This is a genomic window from Bacteroides uniformis (assembly GCF_025147485.1).
Lineage (GTDB): Bacteria > Bacteroidota > Bacteroidia > Bacteroidales > Bacteroidaceae > Bacteroides > Bacteroides uniformis.
The window spans coordinates 2251523-2273032 of record NZ_CP102263.1 but is presented as its reverse complement, the minus strand read 5'-3'; the positions used below and the strand labels follow the sequence as shown (position 1 = coordinate 2273032).

19 protein-coding genes are annotated in these 21510 nt (G+C 47.5%); 10 read left to right on the top strand and 9 right to left on the bottom strand.

Annotated features, from left to right (window positions below):
* Positions 1-4: 4 nt before the first annotated feature.
* Positions 5-1588, top strand: coding sequence for a DUF4270 domain-containing protein (locus NQ510_RS08725; RefSeq protein ID WP_005823574.1), 1584 nt, complete (start codon positions 5-7; stop codon positions 1586-1588).
* 80 nt (positions 1589-1668) lie between these two features.
* Here NQ510_RS08725 and NQ510_RS08720 read toward each other — a convergent pair whose 3' ends face one another.
* The 3 genes from NQ510_RS08720 to NQ510_RS08710 are packed head-to-tail and all read right to left on the bottom strand — an operon-like array spanning position 1669 to position 6325.
* Complete coding sequence (locus NQ510_RS08720; RefSeq protein WP_005823576.1) at positions 1669-3084, bottom strand: glycoside hydrolase family 57 protein; 1416 nt, start codon at positions 3082-3084, stop codon at positions 1669-1671.
* Positions 3085-3101: 17 nt separating this feature from the next.
* Positions 3102-4370 (bottom strand): glycosyltransferase family 4 protein, encoded by a 1269-nt coding sequence (locus NQ510_RS08715; RefSeq protein WP_005823578.1) that lies wholly within the window; start codon positions 4368-4370, stop codon positions 3102-3104.
* Positions 4371-4384: 14 nt separating this feature from the next.
* Positions 4385-6325, bottom strand: coding sequence for a glycogen debranching enzyme N-terminal domain-containing protein (locus NQ510_RS08710; RefSeq protein WP_005823580.1), 1941 nt, complete (start codon positions 6323-6325; stop codon positions 4385-4387).
* A gap of 170 nt (positions 6326-6495) precedes the next feature.
* Here NQ510_RS08710 and NQ510_RS08705 point away from each other — a divergent pair, with 170 nt between their 5' ends.
* Positions 6496-7185, top strand: coding sequence for a rhomboid family intramembrane serine protease (locus NQ510_RS08705; protein WP_005823585.1), 690 nt, complete (start codon positions 6496-6498; stop codon positions 7183-7185).
* Between the two features lie 101 nt (positions 7186-7286).
* A complete protein-coding gene (locus tag NQ510_RS08700) occupies positions 7287-7949 on the top strand; it encodes a Crp/Fnr family transcriptional regulator (protein WP_005823588.1) in 663 nt (220 codons plus the stop codon).
* Positions 7950-7969: 20 nt separating this feature from the next.
* Here the strand turns inward: NQ510_RS08700 and NQ510_RS08695 are convergent, their stop codons facing one another.
* From NQ510_RS08695 to mscL, 4 genes are all read right to left on the bottom strand, one after another.
* The gene (locus NQ510_RS08695; RefSeq protein ID WP_005823589.1) at positions 7970-8656 is read right to left on the bottom strand and encodes an SGNH/GDSL hydrolase family protein; all 687 of its coding nucleotides are present in this window, start codon (positions 8654-8656) and stop codon (positions 7970-7972) included.
* Between the two features lie 81 nt (positions 8657-8737).
* Entirely contained in the window at positions 8738-10045 is a 1308-nt protein-coding gene (gene guaA, locus NQ510_RS08690) for a glutamine-hydrolyzing GMP synthase (protein ID WP_005823591.1), read from the bottom strand.
* Positions 10046-10084: 39 nt separating this feature from the next.
* Positions 10085-11638, bottom strand: coding sequence for a glutamine-hydrolyzing GMP synthase (gene guaA, locus NQ510_RS08685; RefSeq protein WP_005823593.1), 1554 nt, complete (start codon positions 11636-11638; stop codon positions 10085-10087).
* Positions 11639-12100: 462 nt separating this feature from the next.
* Complete coding sequence (gene mscL, locus NQ510_RS08680; RefSeq protein WP_005835461.1) at positions 12101-12535, bottom strand: large-conductance mechanosensitive channel protein MscL; 435 nt, start codon at positions 12533-12535, stop codon at positions 12101-12103.
* Between the two features lie 140 nt (positions 12536-12675).
* On the opposite strand from mscL, the gene gap reads away from it, so the two are divergent.
* The 7 genes from gap (at position 12676) to NQ510_RS08645 (ending at position 19894) form a co-directional block, all read left to right on the top strand.
* Positions 12676-13686, top strand: coding sequence for a type I glyceraldehyde-3-phosphate dehydrogenase (gene gap / locus NQ510_RS08675; protein WP_005835458.1), 1011 nt, complete (start codon positions 12676-12678; stop codon positions 13684-13686).
* 140 nt (positions 13687-13826) lie between these two features.
* The gene (locus tag NQ510_RS08670; RefSeq protein ID WP_034525308.1) at positions 13827-15884 is read left to right on the top strand and encodes a M3 family metallopeptidase; all 2058 of its coding nucleotides are present in this window, start codon (positions 13827-13829) and stop codon (positions 15882-15884) included.
* Positions 15881-16396 carry a DUF4847 family protein gene (locus NQ510_RS08665; RefSeq protein WP_005823604.1) on the top strand — a complete coding sequence of 172 codons (516 nt, stop codon included), beginning with the start codon at positions 15881-15883 and terminating at the stop codon, positions 16394-16396. The genes NQ510_RS08670 and NQ510_RS08665 overlap by 4 nt, the downstream gene beginning before the upstream one ends.
* Before the next feature lie 12 nt (positions 16397-16408).
* Positions 16409-16867 carry a deoxycytidylate deaminase gene (locus tag NQ510_RS08660; protein WP_005835453.1) on the top strand — a complete coding sequence of 153 codons (459 nt, stop codon included), beginning with the start codon at positions 16409-16411 and terminating at the stop codon, positions 16865-16867.
* Positions 16868-16924: 57 nt separating this feature from the next.
* Positions 16925-18664 (top strand): S41 family peptidase, encoded by a 1740-nt coding sequence (locus NQ510_RS08655; RefSeq protein ID WP_034525309.1) that lies wholly within the window; start codon positions 16925-16927, stop codon positions 18662-18664.
* Positions 18582-19112, top strand: coding sequence for a 5-formyltetrahydrofolate cyclo-ligase (locus tag NQ510_RS08650; protein ID WP_034525311.1), 531 nt, complete (start codon positions 18582-18584; stop codon positions 19110-19112). The genes NQ510_RS08655 and NQ510_RS08650 overlap by 83 nt, the downstream gene beginning before the upstream one ends.
* Positions 19109-19894, top strand: a complete 786-nt coding sequence (locus tag NQ510_RS08645; protein ID WP_034525313.1) for a histidinol-phosphatase — start codon at positions 19109-19111, stop codon at positions 19892-19894. The genes NQ510_RS08650 and NQ510_RS08645 overlap by 4 nt, the downstream gene beginning before the upstream one ends.
* Here the strand turns inward: NQ510_RS08645 and NQ510_RS08640 are convergent.
* Positions 19887-20177 (bottom strand): DUF721 domain-containing protein, encoded by a 291-nt coding sequence (locus tag NQ510_RS08640; RefSeq protein ID WP_005823615.1) that lies wholly within the window; start codon positions 20175-20177, stop codon positions 19887-19889. The genes NQ510_RS08645 and NQ510_RS08640 overlap by 8 nt on opposite strands.
* The gene (recF, locus tag NQ510_RS08635; RefSeq protein WP_005823617.1) at positions 20174-21286 is read right to left on the bottom strand and encodes a DNA replication/repair protein RecF; all 1113 of its coding nucleotides are present in this window, start codon (positions 21284-21286) and stop codon (positions 20174-20176) included. Before recF ends, NQ510_RS08640 begins: the two co-directional genes overlap by 4 nt.
* Between the last annotated feature and the right edge of the window lie 224 nt (positions 21287-21510).

Here is a 21510-nt window from a genome sequence, read left to right as displayed (position 1 = left end):
AACTATGAAAGTAAGATACCTGGGAACATTGCTTTTGGCAGTCCTGACTTTCTTTGGATGCGATGACAACACCGGTACATTAGGTCTGGGTATGTTGCCCGATTCTGACGGCATGTCAGCGCATACTACTACTTTTAATGTAACAACACGTTCATTTGCCGTTGATTCCGTATTTGCCAAAACGAGTACCGGCTATATAGGCAAGTTTTCCGACCCGGAATTCGGTTATTACGAAACAAGTTTCCTTACGGAGCTGAACTGTACAGAGAACTTCTCCCTTCCGGAAGTGTATAAAGAAACCGAATGGGACAGCGAAGGAAATCCGACAAAAGCTACTGGTATAATGGCAGGTGACTCGGTAGTCTCAGTACAACTGGCTGTCTATTATTCCAGTTGGTTCGGTGACTCCTTGAACGCATGCCGGATGAGTATTTATGAATTGGACAAAAAGCTGGATAAAAATCGCTATACCAACATCAATCCAGAAGAATACTACAATAAATACGACCCTAAATCCCTACTCGGGCGTAAGGCCTATTCAGCTTTCGACACGTCTGTTCCAGACTCTGTGAGATTTGAAAAGGACAATAACGGTTATTACACTTTCTATCCCAATGTAACATTCCCGCTGGATAGGAAGACTTTTGGTGAAGACAGAATATTAAAGGTATATCGGGAACATCCTGAATACTTCAAGAATTCAGACACCTTCATAGACAAGGTCTTTAAAGGAGTATACGTAAAGAGCGATTTGGGAGATGGAACTATCCTTTACGTGGACTACGTAGCTTTGGAAATGGAGCTTTGTACACACTACACAAACGACACAACCGGTGTAGCACTAAAAAAGAAAGACGGAACTGACTCCTTGAGATATATAACAAATACTATATTTGCTTCTACCAAAGAGGTTATCCAGGCAAACCAGTTCCTGAATTCAGATTTGATAAAGGAAAAGGCTGCCGAACCTCAGCACACTTACATTAAATCTCCTGCCGGTATCTTCACCGAAGCTATCATGCCATACGATTCAATATACAACAAACTGACCAATGACACCCTGAATGCCGTGAAACTGACTTTCACGAATTACAATATAAACAGTGACTACGAATATAGCATGAGTGCTCCTAATGACGTGCTGTTGATACGTAAGCAGGAGTTGAAGAGCTTCTTTGAAGAGAACAAAGTCAGGGATAATATTACCTCATTTACAACCACCCACAATGCATTTGCTACCAATCAATATGTATTCAGCAACATAGCCCGGTTGGTTACCACTTGCATCAACGAAAAACAAGCTGCCAAGAAAGCCGCCAAAGAAAAGGCCGGCAGTTCTTGGAATGAGACAGAGTGGGAAAAAACTTGGAACAAAGAAAATGAAGACTGGGATAAGGTATTGCTGATTCCGGTTTCCATTACCTATGACAGCAGTACAAGCAGCAGCGGCAACAAAACCATAACCGGTATCCAAAACGACCTCAAGCCGGGATATGCCAAACTAAAAGGCGGCCCGAAAGAGAATGCAAAAGGCGAAGTGGAATCTCCGCTGAAAATAGAAGTTACATACACCAGTTTCAACAAGTAACTGACAGATATTCCATAAAAAAGCCTTCCGCTCATTGTAGAGCGGAAGGCTTTTTTGATTGATGGGACAAGCTGCCGATATTATTCAGCAGCCTTTTTAGTTGTTTTCTTTGCGGCAGGCTTTTTGGCAGGAGCCTTGGTCTTTGCCGGTTTTTCTGCGGCAGATTTAGCTGTAGCCTTGCTCTCTTTCTTTTCTGCAGCCTTTATCTTCTCTAACTTGGCCTGTGCTTTCTCCAATTCCTTATGCAGTTCCTCTATCTCGGCACCTTGGTTCTGGATAGTGGTCAGCAATGCATTCAGCTCTTCATTATCTATATCCACCGGATAGAGAGAATCGACACGTTTGATAAAGTCACCAAGAATATTCATATAATTGGTAAAAGCATCAAAAGGAGATTCATAAATGCCACGGTTCAAACCGACACCGCTTTGCTTGGTAGTCATGAAACGGAAGTTGTTACTTGCCTGCAGATAATCCCAGTCTTGCTTGATACGGCGGTCATCACAGAGATGGACACGTTCGGCAACACTATACAGCTTGTTGAATGCTTCACGCTGCATCACATTACCCAGCCAACAGCTGGTATCTCTTTCTTCGTCCACCCAAGACATCGGGTATGGAACATCCAACTGGGAAACAGATTTCAGTTTGGTAACGATTTCCGTCGGTGTGGAGAAAGTAATCCCCTTTTCCTTGGCACAGTATGGAAGAGCCTTCAGGAATTCCAGAATATTGGAAGACAACGGCTGTGCCATACCCAGAGCAGAGAGTTCCATAAAGACATTGATGACCTGCTCTTCCTGCGGCAGAGCGTCAATCCAGTTGATGTACTTGTCGGCAAACAAAGGATACTCGTTCCACTCGGAGTTGGAGAAGCGCAGGCTGATGTCGTCAGACAGCTTAAAATCACGCAACAGTAACTTCAAGTTAGGATTCATAGAGCAATGGTATACATAGTGCGGACTCTTCCAACCCAGAACATGCTTGGCTCCTTCCGTCAGCATACCCTTGAATCCCAAAGCTGCCACCATCGCACCAATCTCATCATTATAAATCAGGCTGGAATTACGGAACACCTTCGGCGCCTTACCGAACATTTGCTTCATCTTAGCGCTCTGACGCATCACCTCTTCCTTGAAGCAATCCTCGTTGGCCAGAGAAGAAAGGCCATGGGAATAAGGCTCGGCAAGGAACTCACAGCAACCGGTATCATTCAGCTGGTGCAACAAGTCGATGACAGCCGGTGCATATATTTCCAACTGCTCCAGCGCAACCCCCGAGATGGAGAAAGCCACTTTAAACGCACCTCCGGAATTCTTCACCATTTCAATCAAGGTGTTCAATGCCGGGATATAAGAGCGTTCGGCTACATCATTGATACTGGTTTCATTGGCATAATCATCGTAGTAATAATGATCGGTACCTATATCAAAGAAACGGTAACGTTTCAGATGAATGATTTGATGTATTTCAAAATAAAGACAGATAGTTCTCATTTCTATTATTGTTTTTGTTATTTACCATAGTTTCTTAACACATCCTCGTAGAGGGCGCGGATTCTCAAGCCTACTTTTTCCCACGTGATTCCATCCACTTCTTTCCTGCCTTCCTCCTGCAGATATTGGAAGAGAGCGGGATTAGTGCAGAGGGAATAAATGGCATCGGCCATTGCATGAATGTCCCAATAATCGGTCTTAATGACCTTATCAAGAATTTCACCGCATCCCGACTGCTTGGAAATGATGGAAGGAGTCCCACACTGCATGGCTTCCAGCGGAGCGATACCGAAAGGCTCGGAAACGGAAGGCATAACGAATACATCACTGTTCTTGTAAACCTCATATACCTGCTTTCCCTTCATGAAGCCCGGGAAGTGGAACCGGTCGGCGATGCCCCGCTCGGCTGCCAGATTAATCATGGCATCCATCATATCTCCCGAACCGGCCATAACAAAGCGGATGTTGCGGGCACGCTGCAATACCAGCGAAGCTGCTTCCACAAAGTATTCCGGTCCCTTCTGCATGGTGATACGGCCCAGGAATGTCACAATCTTCTCTTTGGAATGGTCGGGACGTGGAATGTCCTGGTATTCCTGCGAGAGAGGATAGACGGCATTGTGCATGGCAAACACCTTCTTGGGGTTCTGATGGTACTGCTCAATAACCGTGCGGCGGGTCAGTTCGGACACGCACATGATGCAGTCGGCATAATCCATACCGTTCTTCTCCATAGAATAGACGGTAGGATTGACTTTTCCACGTGAACGGTCAAAGTCAGTAGCATGGACATGGATGCAGAGCGGCTTTCCGCTCACCATCTTGGCATGCACTCCGGCGGGATACGTCAGCCAGTCGTGGGCATGAATAATATCAAATTCCTGCTGGCGAGCCACTACTCCGGCAATCACCGAGAAGTTGTTTATCTCTTCGTGCAGGTTGCCGGGATAACCGCCGGCAAAGTCCATGCAGCCTATGTCATTGACGTGCATATAAGAGAAATCCGAATAGATATGGTCACGAAAAGAATAATAATCTTCCGGCGTCATGTTGCGCGTCAGCCTCGACTTCAAATAATTGTAATCGACATCACGCCACACGATAGGCACCTGGTTCATGCCCACTATCTTCAAGAAGTCCTCTTCTTCGCCCGTCGGCTTGGGCATGCAGAAAGTAGTTTCCACATCACCCTGCAAACTTAATCCCTTAGTTATTCCATAAGAAGCAACCGCAAGACCACCATATATTTTGGGAGGAAATTCCCATCCAAACATTAAAACTTTCATCTTCGTTCCTCCTATTATAAATTATACTTAGACAATAACTTCAAGATACGCAGGATTTCCGCCGTATTCATGGCAAATGACACCGCCCCTCTTCCAACAAACGGAGGATTACCATCGAAGAGTTCGGGCAATGCGCCAATACAGTGGGAAGTCATTTCATCTTCCATACCGATGAGGTATCTCTCTACAAACGACACGCCACTCACTTTATAGATACGCAGATATGCTTCCATGTAGAAACCCATCAGCCACGGCCATGCCGTACCCTGATGATAGGCATAATCTCTTTGAATCTGAGGACCTACATAATTCGGATTGTATCCGCCACTCTTGGGGCTCAGTGTACGCAAGCCCTTCGGAGTCAACAGTTCTTTCGTCACAATATCAAGCACCTGTTTCTTCTGGGCCCTATCCAACGGAGAATAGTCAAAGGCAACGGTAAATATCATGTTGGGACGTACGCTCCAGTCCATCATATAACCATCCACATAGTCGAACAGATAGCCATACTCATTGCGGAAGACGTCTACGAAAGACTTTCCGGTGATTTCTGCCTGAGCGTCCAGTGTATCGGCAAGAATTTCATTGCCCCCCTCCCGAACCATATCGGCTACAAAACGCAGGGCATTGTACCACAGTGCATTCACTTCTACAATGTAGCCCGTACGTGGAATAACCGGGCGGCCATTGGCGGTAGAGTTCATCCAGGTAACCGCTTTCTCGGTGCCATTGGTATACAACAGTCCGTTTTCGTGCAGGAAGAGATTGTCATGCCTGCGTTCATGGATATAGTCAACAATCTCCTCGAGAAGATTACCGTACATCTGCCGGCAATTTTCACGCGAAGTCTCCTTGGCATACTGCTGTAAAGCCCAGACAGCCCACAGCAGCACATCCGGATGCTCCATCTCGTATATCTTATAGGAGGAAGGTTCTCCATTGATAAACTCACGGATAGCCTTTTCGGCTGTTTTCATCACGTCTTCAAATTCATCTTGCTCGCCTAAGGCCAAAGTAAGACCCGGCAGGGAGATGAACAAGTCACGGGCGCGACACTTGAACCAAGGATAGCCTGCAAGCACATAATGCTCCTCCCCCTGCTTGTTGTGAAACTGGTGCGCCGAGTTTTTCAGACAGTGGTAAAAACTGTCACGCGGAGTGCGGTCGGCCACCTCGGACTCAAAAGTCTGCTTCAGCTTGCGGGGAGAAATCTCGGAGATACCGGCGGAGAAGACAACGCTTTCCCCTTTCTTTATATCCACTTCAAAATATCCCGGCACATAAAGGTCTTCGTTGAAGTCATATCCGCGTTCCTGTTCTTTGGGATACTCGATACCACGATACCAGTCAGGCTGGAAGTGGAACTCATTCTTTTTGTTGAGCTGCATGAACAACTCCGGATAACCGGGATACATGCAGGTTTTAATGCCATTCTCTACCAACTGGTAGTCGCGGCTTGCCTGCGCATTTTCGTGCGTGTACTCGCGCACACTGCGGAATGCCAGGAAAGGGCGGAAACGAAGTGTGGTTGCCGAATGGGCATCGACCAAGGTATAACGAATCAGAATCCGATTTTCATGGTGTACGAAAATCTTTTCCTTACGAAGGATGACGCCTCCTACACGATAGGTAGTTGTGGGGATATTTTCACAGTCAAACTCTCGGATATACTTGTGCCCGTTAGGACTGAAGTGGTTTCCTTGATACTTATGCAACCCCAGGTTGAACTCCGCACCGTGCTGAATTACAGTTTCATCCAAAGAAGACAGCAGCACATGGTTTTCATCATCGAGGTTGGGGACCGGTATCACCAACAGACCGTGATATTTGCGTGTGTTACAATCTACAATTGTTGTACAATGATAGGCTCCCGACCTATTCGTCCGCAATATCTCCCTTGGCAAAGATTCTTGCAGATTAATCATCAGGGTCTTGTCAAATCGTAAATAACTCATAGTTGTGCATTATTTAAAGGTTAATTATTTCGGTATATGCGCTACAAGCCATGTAGCGATGCCCAAAAATACGAATTAAAGCTTATAGGCAAAATAAAAAGTCAGTTTTTTTTCGGTTTTCGTCAAATATTCCGTAGTATTGTACAAAAATAGCAATCACTGTACGAAATATGAAGCATGATATACGCAGAATGGCATTGGCGGCGGTTATACCCCTATTCCTGCTATTCATTTTATACATTTTAAAGTTTTTGGAGACAGGCATGGATTGGAACTTCACACGACTGGGAGTATATCCGATGGAACAGCGGGGCGTGTTCGGAATTTTCGCACATCCACTGGTACACAGCAGTTTCAAGCATCTGTTCGCCAATACGATTCCACTCTTTTTCCTGATGTGGTGTCTGTTCTATTTCTACCGGCATATAGCCCCCTACATCTTCTTTGCCATTTGGATAGGATGCGGTGCGCTTACCTTTCTTATAGGGAAACCGGGATGGCATATCGGAGCCAGCGGCATCATATACGGACTGGCTTTTTTTCTGTTCTTCAGCGGCATTCTGCGCAAACATGTACCGCTTATCGCCATTTCACTGTTGATAACGTTCCTATATGGCGGCCTGGTATGGAATATGTTCCCACAATTTGCCAAAGCCACCACTTCCTGGGAAGGACACCTTAGCGGAGCCATAGCAGGCACGCTATGCGCCATAGGCTTTATGGAATACGGTCCCCAACGGCCCGATCCGTTTGCCGGAGAGGAAGACGAAGAGGAAGACGAAGATGAGGAAAACAATGAGGATGAGGACGATAAGAAGGAAGAGGAGAAGGATGAGGATTCGTCTACAAGGATTGAATAGCACGTTTAAGAAACAATAAAAAAAACAAAAAGAGGGGCAAAGAGTTTACAGTACACCTTGATAATATCTACTTTTGTTTCAAAACAAGAAGAAAAAGCATTATGAATACAATGTTTGATACATTACTGCAACTGCCACTCTTTCAAGGACTCGCACAAGAAGACTTTACCAATATCCTGGGGAAAGTCAAGCTGAGCTTTACAAAGCATAAAGCCGGCGAAGTTATCGTGAAAGCCGGTGACACATGCAGTCAACTGATATTCGTATTGAAAGGTGAAATCTCCTCATGTACTTCATCTGCGAATACATCATACAGCTCCACGGAATATTTTCAGGCACCTTATGTCATCGAGCCACAATCTCTGTTCGGGATGAGCACCTCCTACGTCTCGGCCTATACCGCCCAAACCGAGACCCACACAGTGAGCATCAGCAAGGCTTTCGTCATGAGCGAATTGTTCAAATATGACATATTCCGCCTGAATTACATGAATATCATCAGCAACCGCGCCCAAAGCCTAAACAGCCGTCTTTGGGCAGAAAGCACCGACAACCTTGAGAAACGTATCGGCAACTTTATCCTGACACATATCGAACGTCCGTCAGGCAGGAAAATACTGAAAATAAAAATGGAAGAATTGGCTCAGGTGGTCAATGATACCCGTATGGGAGTATCAAGAGCGTTGAACAGCATGCAGGAGAAAGGCCTGCTCGAACTGCACAGAGGCGAGATGATGATTCCCGACGCAGAAAAGCTCTTATAGGCCACCTGAACCGAGATTTCCTACAACACCTTGTCTATCGCTTTCTTTATCAAGGCTTCCATCACTTTATACCCTTCTAGAGTGGGGTGTACCCCATCCCGGGTATACGAGGAGTTCAGAGCCTTATTGTCGCCTTCCACCATCTCACTGTAATAGTCGACATAAGGAATCTTGTTTTCCTGGGCATACTTCCGGATTCTGGCATTCAGCTGCATTATCTTTTGCGGAGCATCCTTCACCGAAGGATTCCAGCCAAAGGCAGCGGCAGGCAACACAGACGTCAAAATCACCTTTATCTTATTGGCCCGTGCCAGCTCTACCATAGACACTATATTTCCAAAAGTGTATTCTTCATTATAAGCGCCTGCATTTTCCGCAATGTCATTGGTACCTGCATTTATCACGACCAGCGCCGGAGCAAGCTTGATGACATCTTCGCGAAAACGGAGCAGGAAATGGGAAGAAGTCTGCCCGCCTATACCACGGCCCACATAACCGTTGTCTTCAAAGAAAGCGGCATCGTTTGCCACCCATCCTTCCGTGATGGAGTTGCCCATAAAAACCACCCGGTCCTTCTGTTTTCCCTTCCGTACCAGTTCCTTGTTTGCCTCTGCATAGCGTTTCAAATTTCCCCAGTCCTGCTTCTGTGCGTCAGAGGCTACCCAGGGGATGCACAAAAAGACAGCAATCATACATAAAAGTTTCATTGTTCTATTCTTTGTTGTTTTGTTATAAAAAAAACAGCCCCACCGTTTTTAAGGTGAGGCTATCATTATCATTGGTCAATCTCACTCCCACTCGATAGTCGCATTGGGTTTCGGAGACATATCATAACAAACGCGATTGACGGTTTTCACTTCCTTGAGAATACGGTCGGTAATCTTCATTAGGATGGGCCAGTCCACCGGCTCAATGGTAGCGGTCATGGCATCCACTGTGTTGACGGCACGGATAATGACGGGCCAGTCGAACGAACGTGCATTGTCGCGTACACCCACAGATTTGAAATCGGGCACCACAGTGAAATACTGCCATACCTTCTTATCCAGGCCTGCCAGTTGGAATTCCTCACGCAGAATGGCATCCGACTCGCGTACAGCCTCCAAGCGGTCACGGGTAATGGCTCCCAGACAACGTACTCCCAATCCGGGACCGGGGAACGGCTGACGGTAAACCATCTCGTACGGCAATCCAAGCTCTACACCGCATGCACGTACTTCGTCCTTGAACAGCTGGCGCAACGGCTCCACCAATTCAAACTGCAAATCCTCGGGCAGACCGCCTACGTTGTGATGAGACTTCACCATCTTGGCTGTTTTTGTGCCACTCTCTACAATATCGGGATAGATGGTACCTTGTCCCAGGAAGTCGATACCGTCCAGCTTGCGGGCTTCTTCCTCAAAGACACGGATAAACTCTCCGCCGATAATCTTGCGCTTTTCTTCCGGGTCAGCCACGTTTTCCAGCTTGGAGAGGAAACGGTCTGTAGCATCCACGTATATCAAGTTAGCTTTCAGCTCCTTGCCAAAGATTTCCACCACGGCTTCCGATTCGCCCTTACGCATCAGTCCGTGGTTCACGTGTACGCAAACCAGCTTGTCTCCGATGGCTTTCAGCAGCAAAGCGGCCACCACGGAGCTATCCACACCACCGGACAGTGCCAGCAGCACCTTACGGTCGCCCACCTGACGACGTATCAACTCCACCTGGTCGTTGACGAAATTCGTCATGTTCCAGTTCGCCTCAGCCTTGCAAGTATCGAATACGAAAGATTTCACAGCCTCCTTGATGGCTTCCACATCATCCGTAAACTGCGGCAGCTTCACTTCGCACAGCGCCTTGTCGTGTCCGGCAGCCATTACGGGGAATCCCGCTTCGTAAATCTCGGGCAACACGTCGATGGACACCCCGTCAACCACATTGTTGGGGCCGCCGTTGATGATGATGCCTTTCACATTCGGCAAGGCCTTCAGTTCGGCGGCAGTAATGTCGTGCGGGTAGATTTCGCTATATACTCCCAACGCACGAATCGCCCGGGCAAGCACTGTGTTCTCATGGCTTCCCAAATCCAGAATCACAATCATATCCTGCTTCATTCTTCTATATTGTTTTTAAGTTAATAATTTCAGTAGGTCTTATTCCCATTCTATTGTGCTGGGTGGTTTTGAAGAGATGTCATAGGTCACGCGGTTCACACCTTTCACCTTATTTATAATGTCGTTGGACACCTTACCCAGGAATTCGTAGGGCAGATGCGCCCAGTCGGCTGTCATGGCATCGGTGGAAGTGACGGCACGCAAGGCCACTGCACGTTCATAGGTGCGTTCGTCGCCCATCACGCCCACACTCTGTACGGGCAGAAGAATGACGCCCGCCTGCCAGACCTGATGGTAGAGCGATGTCTCGTTGCCGTCGGCATCCTGCACTTTCCAGTCACGCAAGCCCTGAATGAAAATATCGTCGGCTTCCTGCAAAGTATGCACCTTCTCCGGTGTTATATCCCCCAGGATGCGGACAGCCAGTCCCGGACCGGGGAAAGGATGACGGGTAATCAAATGTTCGGGCATTCCCAATTCGCGTCCCACGCGGCGTACTTCGTCCTTGAACAGCCACTGCAACGGTTCGCACAGACGGAGGTTCATCTCCTCGGGCAGACCGCCCACGTTGTGATGGCTCTTGATGGTCTTGCCCGTAATGTTTAGGCTCTCGATGCGGTCGGGATAAATGGTGCCTTGTGCCAACCAACGGGCATCGGTTATCTTGTGCGCTTCGGCATCGAAGACCTCGATAAAATCGCGGCCGATGATTTTACGCTTTTGCTCAGGCTCGGTCACTCCCTCCAAATCCTTGAAGAACTTCTCGCTGGCATCCACGCCAATCACGTTCAGTCCCAGGCATTCGTAGTCGTGCATCACATTCTTGAACTCATTCTTGCGAAGCAGTCCGTGGTCCACAAAGATACAGGTCAAGTTCTTGCCAATGGCACGATGCAGCAACACGGCGGCTACCGAAGAATCCACACCGCCACTCAGTCCCAGGATAACTCGGTCGTTGCCAAGCTGCTCCTTCAGTTCGGCCACAGTAGTATCTACAAACGATGCGGCGCTCCAGCTCTGGCTGCAACCGCATACGTCCACCACGAAGTTGCGCAGCATCTGCGTACCGTCCTCGCTATGAAATACTTCCGGATGGAACTGCACTCCCCACATCTCCTCGCCGGACACCTGGTAAGCAGCAATCGCTACCTTGTCCGTAGAAGCTATAATCTTGAAGTTGTCGGGAATGGCTGTAATCGTGTCTCCATGGCTCATCCATACTTGGGTATTCTTCCTTACCCCTTTGAAAAGGACATTCTCCGAATCGAAAGAACCGAGATGGGCACGTCCGTACTCGCGGGTTCCTGCCGGCTCCACCCGTCCACCGTTGCTGTAGGAGATAAACTGCGCACCGTAGCAGATACCCAGAATGGGGTATTTCCCACGAATCCCGCTCAAATCTACCTTGAATGCACTCTTATCATAAACAGAAAAGGGGCTACCCGAAAGGATAACTCCTTTTACACTCTCATCTCCGTATGGAAATTTGTTGTAAGGTACAATCTCGCAATAGACATTCAATTCGCGCAGCCGGCGGCCGATGAGCTGCGTGGTTTGCGAACCGAAATCAAGAATAATAATCTTCTCTTGCATATAAATCCGTATAGACTTTAATAAATGATTTGCAAAAGTAGAAAAAGTAAAGGAATTATCAGGGATAATGTGACAGAAAAACGTTTTTTTACTAAAAACAGCTTTAATTTCAGGCTAGAACTATCCACAAGGATACTAAAAGCTATTCTTACTACAACCGTGCTGTTTTCTTACCACAGCTATGCAACTTGCTTACCACAGCAATGTTATTTTCTTACCACGGCTGTGGTAAGATTACTGCTTAGTATAAAAAGGGACAGTTTCCGGCGGTACCGGGGAGAGTTAAATGCATTAGGGAATGTATCAAAAGCCATGAACGCTTTCATCATGTTATAATATTAGGCGCGGAATTCTAAGACCTACGCAAGTTTCCTGTGCAAAAACTTGTGTAGGTCTTAGAATTCCGCGCCTAAAAAAAGCGTCAAGAGGGTTTTGACATCCCTATGAAGTTCCGCTTCGATATTACTTTTCTTTCAGCAAATCACGGATTTCGGTCAGCAGCACCTCTTCCTTGCTCGGGGCAGGGGGAGCCGGAGGAGCGGCAGGTGCCTCTTCTTTCTTCTTTTCAGTCAGCTTGGTCAACAACTTTATGAACATGAAGATAGAGAATGCTATAATCAGGAAGTCGAAGGTGACCTGCAAGAAATTACCGTAATTCAGGGTCACGGCAGCAATTTCTTTTCCGTCCACCATTTCGGCAGGTTTCAGCACCCACTTCAAGTCTGTAAAGTTGACACCGCCCACCAGCAGCCCGATAGGAGGCATAATCACATCTGCCACAATGGAGGAGACGATTTTTCCGAATGCCCCACCGATAATCACACCGACGGCCATGTCTATCACATTGCCCTTCATGGCAAAAGCCTTAAATTCCTGTAAAAATGAACTTTTTCCCATCTTTTCAATTATTTAATTATGATTTTGGTTACGAATATAAAAACATTTTCTTACTTTTGCACCGCAAATCAGAAAGAATTGCAATTAGTAAGCGAAAGTTTATTTTTAAACATTATAAAACCCTTAAAAGTTTAAACAAAATGATTAAAGTAGGTATTAATGGATTCGGACGTATCGGACGTTTCGTATTCCGCGCTGCAATGAAGAGAAACGATATTCAGATCGTAGGTATCAACGACCTTTGCCCGGTAGATTACTTGGCTTACATGCTGAAGTATGACACTATGCACGGCCAGTTCGACGGTACTATCGAAGCTGATGTTGAAAACAGCAAGCTGATCGTTAACGGTCAGGCTATCCGCATCACTGCAGAAAGAAACCCGGCTGACTTGAAATGGAACGAAGTAGAGGCAGAATACGTTGTTGAATCTACTGGCTTGTTCTTGAGCAAAGACAAAGCTCAAGCTCACATCGAAGCCGGCGCAAAATATGTTGTAATGTCTGCTCCTTCTAAGGACGACACTCCGATGTTCGTTTGCGGTGTTAACGAAAAGACTTACGTTAAGGGTACTCAATTCGTATCTAACGCTTCTTGTACTACCAACTGCTTGGCTCCTATCGCTAAGGTATTGAACGACAAATGGGGTATCACTGACGGTTTGATGACTACTGTTCACTCTACAACTGCTACTCAGAAGACAGTTGACGGTCCTTCTATGAAAGACTGGAGAGGTGGTCGTGCTGCTTCCGGCAACATTATCCCGTCTTCTACCGGTGCTGCTAAGGCTGTAGGTAAAGTTATCCCGGCATTGAACGGCAAACTGACTGGTATGTCTATGCGTGTTCCGACTTTGGACGTATCTGTAGTTGACTTGACAGTTAACTTGGCTAAGCCCGCTACTTACGCTGAAATCTGCGCTGCCATGAAGGAAGCTTCTGAAGGCGAATTGAAGGGTGTTCTGGGTTACACTGAAGATGCAGTTGTTTCTTCTGACTTCTTGGGTGACACTCGCACTTCTATCTTCGACGCTAAGGCTGGTATCGCTTTGACTGATACTTTCGTTAAGGTTGTATCTTGGTATGATAACGAAATCGGTTATTCTAACAAGGTTCTTGACTTGATTGCTCACATGGCATCAGTTAACTGCTAATATACAGTTAGAAAATAATAAAAAATAGGTGACTTCTGCAGAAGTCGCCTATTTTTTTTGCAATTTTGCAGCTAGTTCGTTTTTTATCAGACCCTTTAAACATGATGAAGATTATACTAACTCTAATATTGCTTTGCTTTATGAACACTATATCGTCTCAAAATCCTTTTTTTGAAACATACTCCACGCTGCACAGCACTGTCCCGTTCGACAAGATTAAGACCGGAGATTACGTACCCGCCATCCGCGAAGGCATCCGCCGCCAAAATGCGGAAATAGAGGCCATCATCCGCAATCCGGAAGTCCCGACATTTGCCAACACAGTGTTGGCCTACGAGAAGTCCGGTGAGATGCTCCACCGTGTCAGCACTGTATTCGGCAATCTGCTCAGTGCCGAAACGGACGATGACCTACAGGAACTGGCCAAAGAAATCATGCCGATGATGAGCGAGCATGAAAACAACATCAGCCTGAACGAAGAGCTGTTTGCACGTATCAAAGCTGTTTACAAACAGCAAGACAAAGAAACATTGAGCCCGGAACAGCACAAACTGCTGGAAGACATTTATAACGGCTTTGTACGCAACGGTGCCAACCTCCTGGGAGAAGATAAGGAGAAATACCGGGCTTTATGCAAAGAGCTCAGCCTGCTGACGCTGCAGTTCAGCGAAAACAACCTGAAAGAAACGAACGACTACAAGCTTGTCATCACCGACAAGTCACAACTGGCCGGGCTGCCCGAGAGCGCGGTAGAAGCCGCTGCAGAGACAGCCGGGGAAAAAGGCGTCGAAGGCTGGGTATTCACCCTGCAGGCTCCCAGCTATGGCCCTTTTCTGACCTACGCAGACAGCCGTGACCTGCGCCGTGAGCTATATATGGCCTACAATACGAAGTGTACGCATGACAACGCCAGCAATAACCTGGAAATTGTAAAGAAACTGGCCAATGTCCGTATGGAGATTGCCCAACTCCTAGGCTATGACAACTTCGCCGAATACAACCTCCAGGAGCGCATGGCACAAAACAGTGAGTCCGTGTATAAGCTGCTGGACCAACTGCTGGAGGCTTACACGCCTACCGCCAAACAAGAATATGCAGAAGTGCAAGCCCTGGCACGCCAAGCGGAAGGAGAAGACTTCGTCCTGATGCCGTGGGACTGGGCGTACTATTCCCATAAACTGAAAGACCGGAAGTTCAATATCGACGATGAGCTGCTCCGCCCTTACTTTGAGCTGAACAACGTGAAGCAAGGCGTATTCGGCCTGGCAACCAGGCTGTATGGCATCACCTTCAAGAAGAATCCGGATATTCCCGTTTATCATAAGGATGTGGATGCCTACGAAGTCTTCGACAAAGACGGGAAATTCCTTGCCGTGTTCTATACCGACTTCCACCCCAGAGCAGGCAAGCGCTCGGGAGCCTGGATGACCAGCTACAAGGAACAGTGGATTGACGAAAAGACCGGTGAGAACAGCCGTCCCCACATATCCATTGTGATGAACTTCACCAAACCGACACAGGACAAACCTGCTTTGTTGACCTTCGGCGAGGTAGAAACCTTCCTGCACGAATTCGGCCACAGCCTGCATGGTATGTTTGCCAATACCACCTACGGGAGCCTGAGCGGGACCAACGTGTATTGGGACTTTGTGGAACTCCCCTCCCAATTCATGGAGAACTTCGCCATCGAAAAGGAATTCCTGCATACGTTTGCCCGCCATTACCAGACCGGAGAGCTGATACCGGGCGAACTGGTGCAGCGCATTGTGGATTCGTCCAACTTCAACGCGGCATACGCCTGCCTCCGCCAGGTTAGCTTCGGCCTACTCGATATGGCTTGGTACACACGCAACACCCCGTTTGAAGGTGACGTGAAAGCCTATGAAAAGAAGGCTTGGGAAAAAGCACAAGTTCTTCCTTCTGTAGAAGAAGCCTGTATGAGTACACAGTTCTCCCATATCTTTGCCGGAGGATATTCTGCCGGATATTACAGTTATAAATGGGCAGAGGTGCTGGATGCAGATGCTTTCTCGCTATTCAAACAGACGGGCATCTTTAACCCGGAGACTGCCGCCTCCTTCCGAGAGAATATCCTTTCCAAAGGCGGAACGGAACATCCGATGACGCTCTATAAACGCTTCCGCGGACAAGAGCCTACAATCGACGCATTATTAATCAGAAATGGAATAAAGAAATGAAGAGACTTATAAGGAACATCTTTTGCATGTTGCTCATGTTTTCGCTGCTCCCCCTGCTAAGCGGTTGCGACAACGAGGACGATGTTATCGGAATATTCACCGGGAAGCCATGGAAACTAAGTCGGCTCGCGAATAAAGACAGCAACAGACAGTTCTATTCCGGTTTATGGAAAGACGAAGAGGCTGAAAGAAAAAGCAGAGACTTCCTTAAAATAGAAGGCAATTTCACTTTGAATTTTGAAGGTTCTGATGTGAATGGAGAATTGATGGGTACAACAGTCACAGGACACGGCATCCATTCAAACGCTGACGGAACTTGGAAAGCCGATGGCAAATCACAGTCACTAAGCCTCAATGTGAAAATCAACGGTTCGGAAAGCGACCCGTTAGGCAAGGCATTCATCTCCGGATTGCAAAACGTGTACAAGTATGAAGGGGATGCCAATTCACTGACCCTCTATTTTAAAGACGGACCGACAACCAGAGTCATGGGATTCACCCCGCAACGATAAAGCATAAATATGATGGACGATTCTACAAAAGACAAACAAGAAGCATTGGATAGGCGTTATATACGTATGGCAAGCATTTGGGCCGAAAATTCGTATTGCCAACGCCGCCAGGTCGGTGCACTGATTGTAAAAGACAAGATGATTATCTCTGACGGCTACAACGGTACCCCTTCCGGTTTTGAGAATGTATGCGAAGATGAGAATAACGTCACCAAACCATACGTGCTCCATGCCGAAGCAAACGCCATTACCAAAATAGCCCGTTCAAACAACAGCAGTAACGGTGCCACCATGTACGTCACTGCCTCCCCCTGCATAGAATGCTCCAAACTGATTATCCAGGCAGGCATCAAACGGGTAGTCTACTCCGAGAAATACCGCCTGGAAGATGGTATCGAACTTTTGAAACGGGCAGGCATCGAGGTAGTGTTTATTTCAATGGATAATGAAAAGTTGAAAATGGAAAGTTGAAAGTTGCATGCGCAGCCAAATAGTAAATTGTAAATAGTCTAATAGTAAATAAACATCATGAGTACAAAAAATACTTCCCGCTTTATGCCGCTCATCATCGCAATCAGCGTAGTCGCGGGAATCCTTATCGGAACGTTTTATGCCAGGCATTTTGCCGGTAATAAACTGGGAATCATCAATAGCTCGTCCAACAAGCTGAATGCCTTGCTGCGTGTTATTGATGACCAGTATGTGGATACCGTCAACATGACCGATTTGGTAGAGAAGGCCATGCCGCAGATATTGGCGGAACTCGACCCCCACTCCACCTACATCCCCGCACAGAAGCTGGAAGAGGTAAACTCCGAACTTGAAGGCAGCTTCAGCGGTATAGGTATCCAGTTCACCATTCAAGAAGACACGATACACGTAAACAGCGTGATTCCCGGCGGACCGTCCGAGAAAGTGGGCCTGATGGCAGGCGACCGCATTGTAATGGTCAACGACAGTCTGTTTGCAGGCAAAGGCCTGACAAACGAAAAGGCCATGCGCAACCTGAAAGGTCCGAAAGGAAGCCAAGTGAAGTTAGGCGTCAAGCGTGCCACGGAAAAGGAGTTGCTCGACTTCACCATCACACGCGGTGACATCCCACAAAACACCATTGATGCAGCCTATATGCTTGATGATGACTATGGCTATATACAAATCAGCAAATTCGGACGTACCACACACGTGGAGCTGCTGAATGCGATTGCCCAACTGAGCCACGAGAAGTGCAAAGGCCTGATTATCGACCTGCGCGACAATACCGGAGGATACATGGAAGCCGCCACACGCATGGTGAACGAATTCCTGCCGGAAGGGAAGTTGATTGTATATACCCACGGCCGCAAATATCCCCGCATGGAGGAATATGCCAACGGTACCGGCAGTTGCCAGAAGCTGCCGCTGGTAGTATTGGTGAACGAAGGTTCAGCTTCTGCCAGTGAAATCTTTGCAGGAGCCATTCAGGACAATGATCGCGGAACAATCGTAGGACGCCGTTCCTTCGGTAAGGGACTGGTACAGCAGCCTATCGATTTTAGTGACGGTTCTGCCATCCGCCTGACCATTGCCCGTTATTACACCCCATCGGGCCGTTGCATCCAGCGCCCCTACGAGAACGGCAAGGACAGCAAATACGAAATGGACTGGATTACCCGTTACGAACACGGCGAGTTCTTCTCCAAAGACAGCATCAAACTGGACGAAAACCTGCGTTACTCTACCGGTTTGGGCAGACCCGTATACGGCGGCGGTGGCATTATGCCGGACGTATTCGTTCCGCAAGACACAACCGGAGTATCTTCTTACCTGATAGAAGTAAGCAACAAGGGACTGATTCTGCAATTCAGCTTCCAGTATACCGACCGCAACCGTGCGAAATTGAGTGAATACGACAATGAAGAAGATTTGTTGAAGTACCTTCGCCACCAAGGTATCGTGGAGCAGTTTGTACGTTTTGCAGACTCCAAGGGAGTAAAGCGACGCAACCTGCTTATACACAAGTCTTACAAGCTACTGGAAAGAAGTCTTTACGGCAACATTATCTATAACATACTGGGAAGGGAGCAATACATCCGCTACATCAACCAGAGCGATACTACCGTCAAGAAGGCATTGGATATTCTGGAACGTGGCGAGGCATTCCCCAAAGCCCCGGAAGCGACACCAATCATAGAGGATACAAAAGATGATGGAAAGGAAAAAAGAACTGCGCAGGCAGGTAGCTTTGTTGAAGACCCGACACAGCTCTTCCACTACGCGTCAGTCTGCTGAAATACTTGCCGCCCTCGAGGCACATCCTGCTTTCAGGGCGGCAACAACCGTACTGCTTTACCACTCTCTCAAAGACGAAGTGGACACACACGAATTTATCCGGAAGTGGAGCCGCGAAAAGCGGATACTGCTTCCGGTAGTTGTAGGTGACGACCTGGAACTGCGGCTGTACACCAGACCCGAAGACTTGAAACCTGGCGCATACGGCATCGAAGAACCAACCGGCGAGCTATTTACCGACTATGCAGACATAGACTTCATAGCGGTTCCCGGCGTGGCATTCGACCGTAACGGCAACCGTCTGGGGCGCGGTAAAGGTTACTACGACCGACTTCTGCCCCGCATTCCATCAGCCTACAAAGCCGGCATCTGTTTCCCGTTTCAACTCGTAGAAGAAGTTCCTGCGGAACCGTTTGATATACGCATGGATGAAATCATAACGCAATGAAAACTAATTATCATACACACACCACACGCTGCATGCATGCCACCGGAAATGACGAAGACTATGTGCTCAGCGCCATCAAAGGCGGTTACCGGATACTCGGATTTTCGGATCACACTCCCTGGAAATACCGTACTGACTACGTAGCCGACATGCGGATGCTCCCCGAAGAGCTCCCCGGCTACGTGGAGAGTCTCAAGACGCTCCGTGAGAAATACCACGACCAGATAGACATCAGAATAGGACTTGAATGTGAATACTTCCCCCAATATATCCATTGGCTGAAAGAACAAATCAAGAAGTACCAACTGGACTATATCATCTTCGGAAACCATCACTACCACACCGATGAAAAGTTCCCCTACTTCGGCCATCATACGGACAGCCGCGACATGCTCGAACTTTACGAAGAGAGCGCTATCGAAGGTATGGAAAGCGGATTATTCTCCTGCCTAGCCCATCCGGACTTGTTCATGCGCTCCTATCCGAAGTTCGACCACCATTGCACTACCATAAGCCGGCACATCTGCCGTACTGCTGCACGCCTGAATGTCCCGTTGGAATACAATATAGGCTATGTAGCCTACAATGAAGCGCACGGCTTATCCACCTACCCGTGCCCGGAGTTCTGGCGAATCGCTGCCAATGAAGGCTGTACAGCTATCATCGGACTGGATGCGCATGACAACAAGGATTTGGAAACTCCGATGTATTATGACCGGGCAGTCCGGGAATTAAAGGAACTGAAGATTGAAAGAATAGATGAGCTGAGGATGCTCATCTGAATATGATATTCGTTATGACCTGGGCCCCCACATGACGATTCAAGTTGCGCACCAGCAACTCGCGCCCCATCATCAGTTCCTGGCGCAAAGCAGCAGAAGTGAGGTGCACATAAAGCACCTGGTTCTTTATATAAAGTTCACGGGTGTAGGAGGCAATGGTAGGCCCCAGCACTTCGGGCCACGCACTGATAAGCCGCCGTTCATTCAGCGGAGACTCCAGACTTTCCTGCCTGAGGTAATGACGGATAAGTTCACCTATCTGTTCGGCATTATTGCGCTTCATGCCTCTTCCTCCTTCATTTCGGCAACCGTTCCCTGCTCCACACGGAACATCTTATAATCACTGCCCACTTTATGCAGAATACGGTCCAGGTGTTCGCGGTTGGTATCGGTTATAAAAATCTGTCCAAAACTGTCGCCTGCCACCAACTTGATGATTTGCTCCACACGCGAGGCATCCAGCTTGTCAAAGATATCGTCCAACAACAACAAGGGAACAGTGGTCCCGGTACGTTTCAGGAAATCAAACTGTGCCAACTTCAACGCTACCAGATAAGTCTTGTTCTGTCCCTGCGACCCTTCACGCTTGATGGGGAAATCTCCCAAAAGCATATTCAGCTCGTCCTTGTGCACACCGCGCAACGAATAGCCCATAATCTGGTCGCGAGCACGGCTTTCCTTCAGCACTTCCAGCAAAGAGGCATCGCGGGCATGGGAGTCATAGCTTAATCCCACCTTCTCCCTATCTTGCGAAATGAATGAATAGAAAGACTGGAAAATAGGAATAAACTCACGGATAAAGGCCTCACGTTTACGGAACACCACTTCACCGGCTTGTGCCATCATCTCCTCCCAAACCAGAAAGAGCTCTTCCTCCACCGGCTGTTCACTCTTCAGTAAGGTATTCCGCTGCACCAAAGCTTTATTGTACCGTATCAAAGCATCCAGATACTCTTTGTCGTACTGCGAGATAACCACATCCATAAAACGTCGGCGTTCATCACTGCCTCCTGCTATCAACTCCGAATCGGCAGGCGAGACCATGACCAAAGGCAGGAAGCCGATATGGTCCGACAAACGCGTATACTCCTTCTTGTTTCGCTTGAACTGTTTCTTCTGGCGCCTCTTCATACCACAGTAGATTTCCTCAGGAGTCCCATCGGCAGCCTCATAAAACCCTTGAATAACAAAGAAGTCGGCATCATGGCAGATATTCTGGGAATCAATGGGATTACCGGCACTTTTACAGAAAGACAAAAAATACACCGCATCCAGCAGGTTCGTTTTCCCCATGCCGTTCTGTCCGAAAAAGCAGTTTAACTTGGGCGAGAATGAAAGCTCCACCTGCTCCAAGTTCTTATAATTGAGTATAGATATACGTTTCAGTATCATTATAGTAACGATGAGTTCGGTTACAAAGATAATGCAAAACCGAAAGCAGTACAAAATAAGCCTGCTTATTTTTAATACAGAGGTGAAGCCCGGCTTATTGAAAAGTAGAAATAATTTCGGTGTTTTCTGATACAAAACAAAAAAAGATGCCGCTAAATTTCGTTGATAGCTATAAAAAACTTACTTTTGCGGGTCGAAATAGATAAATAAGAATAATAACAAAA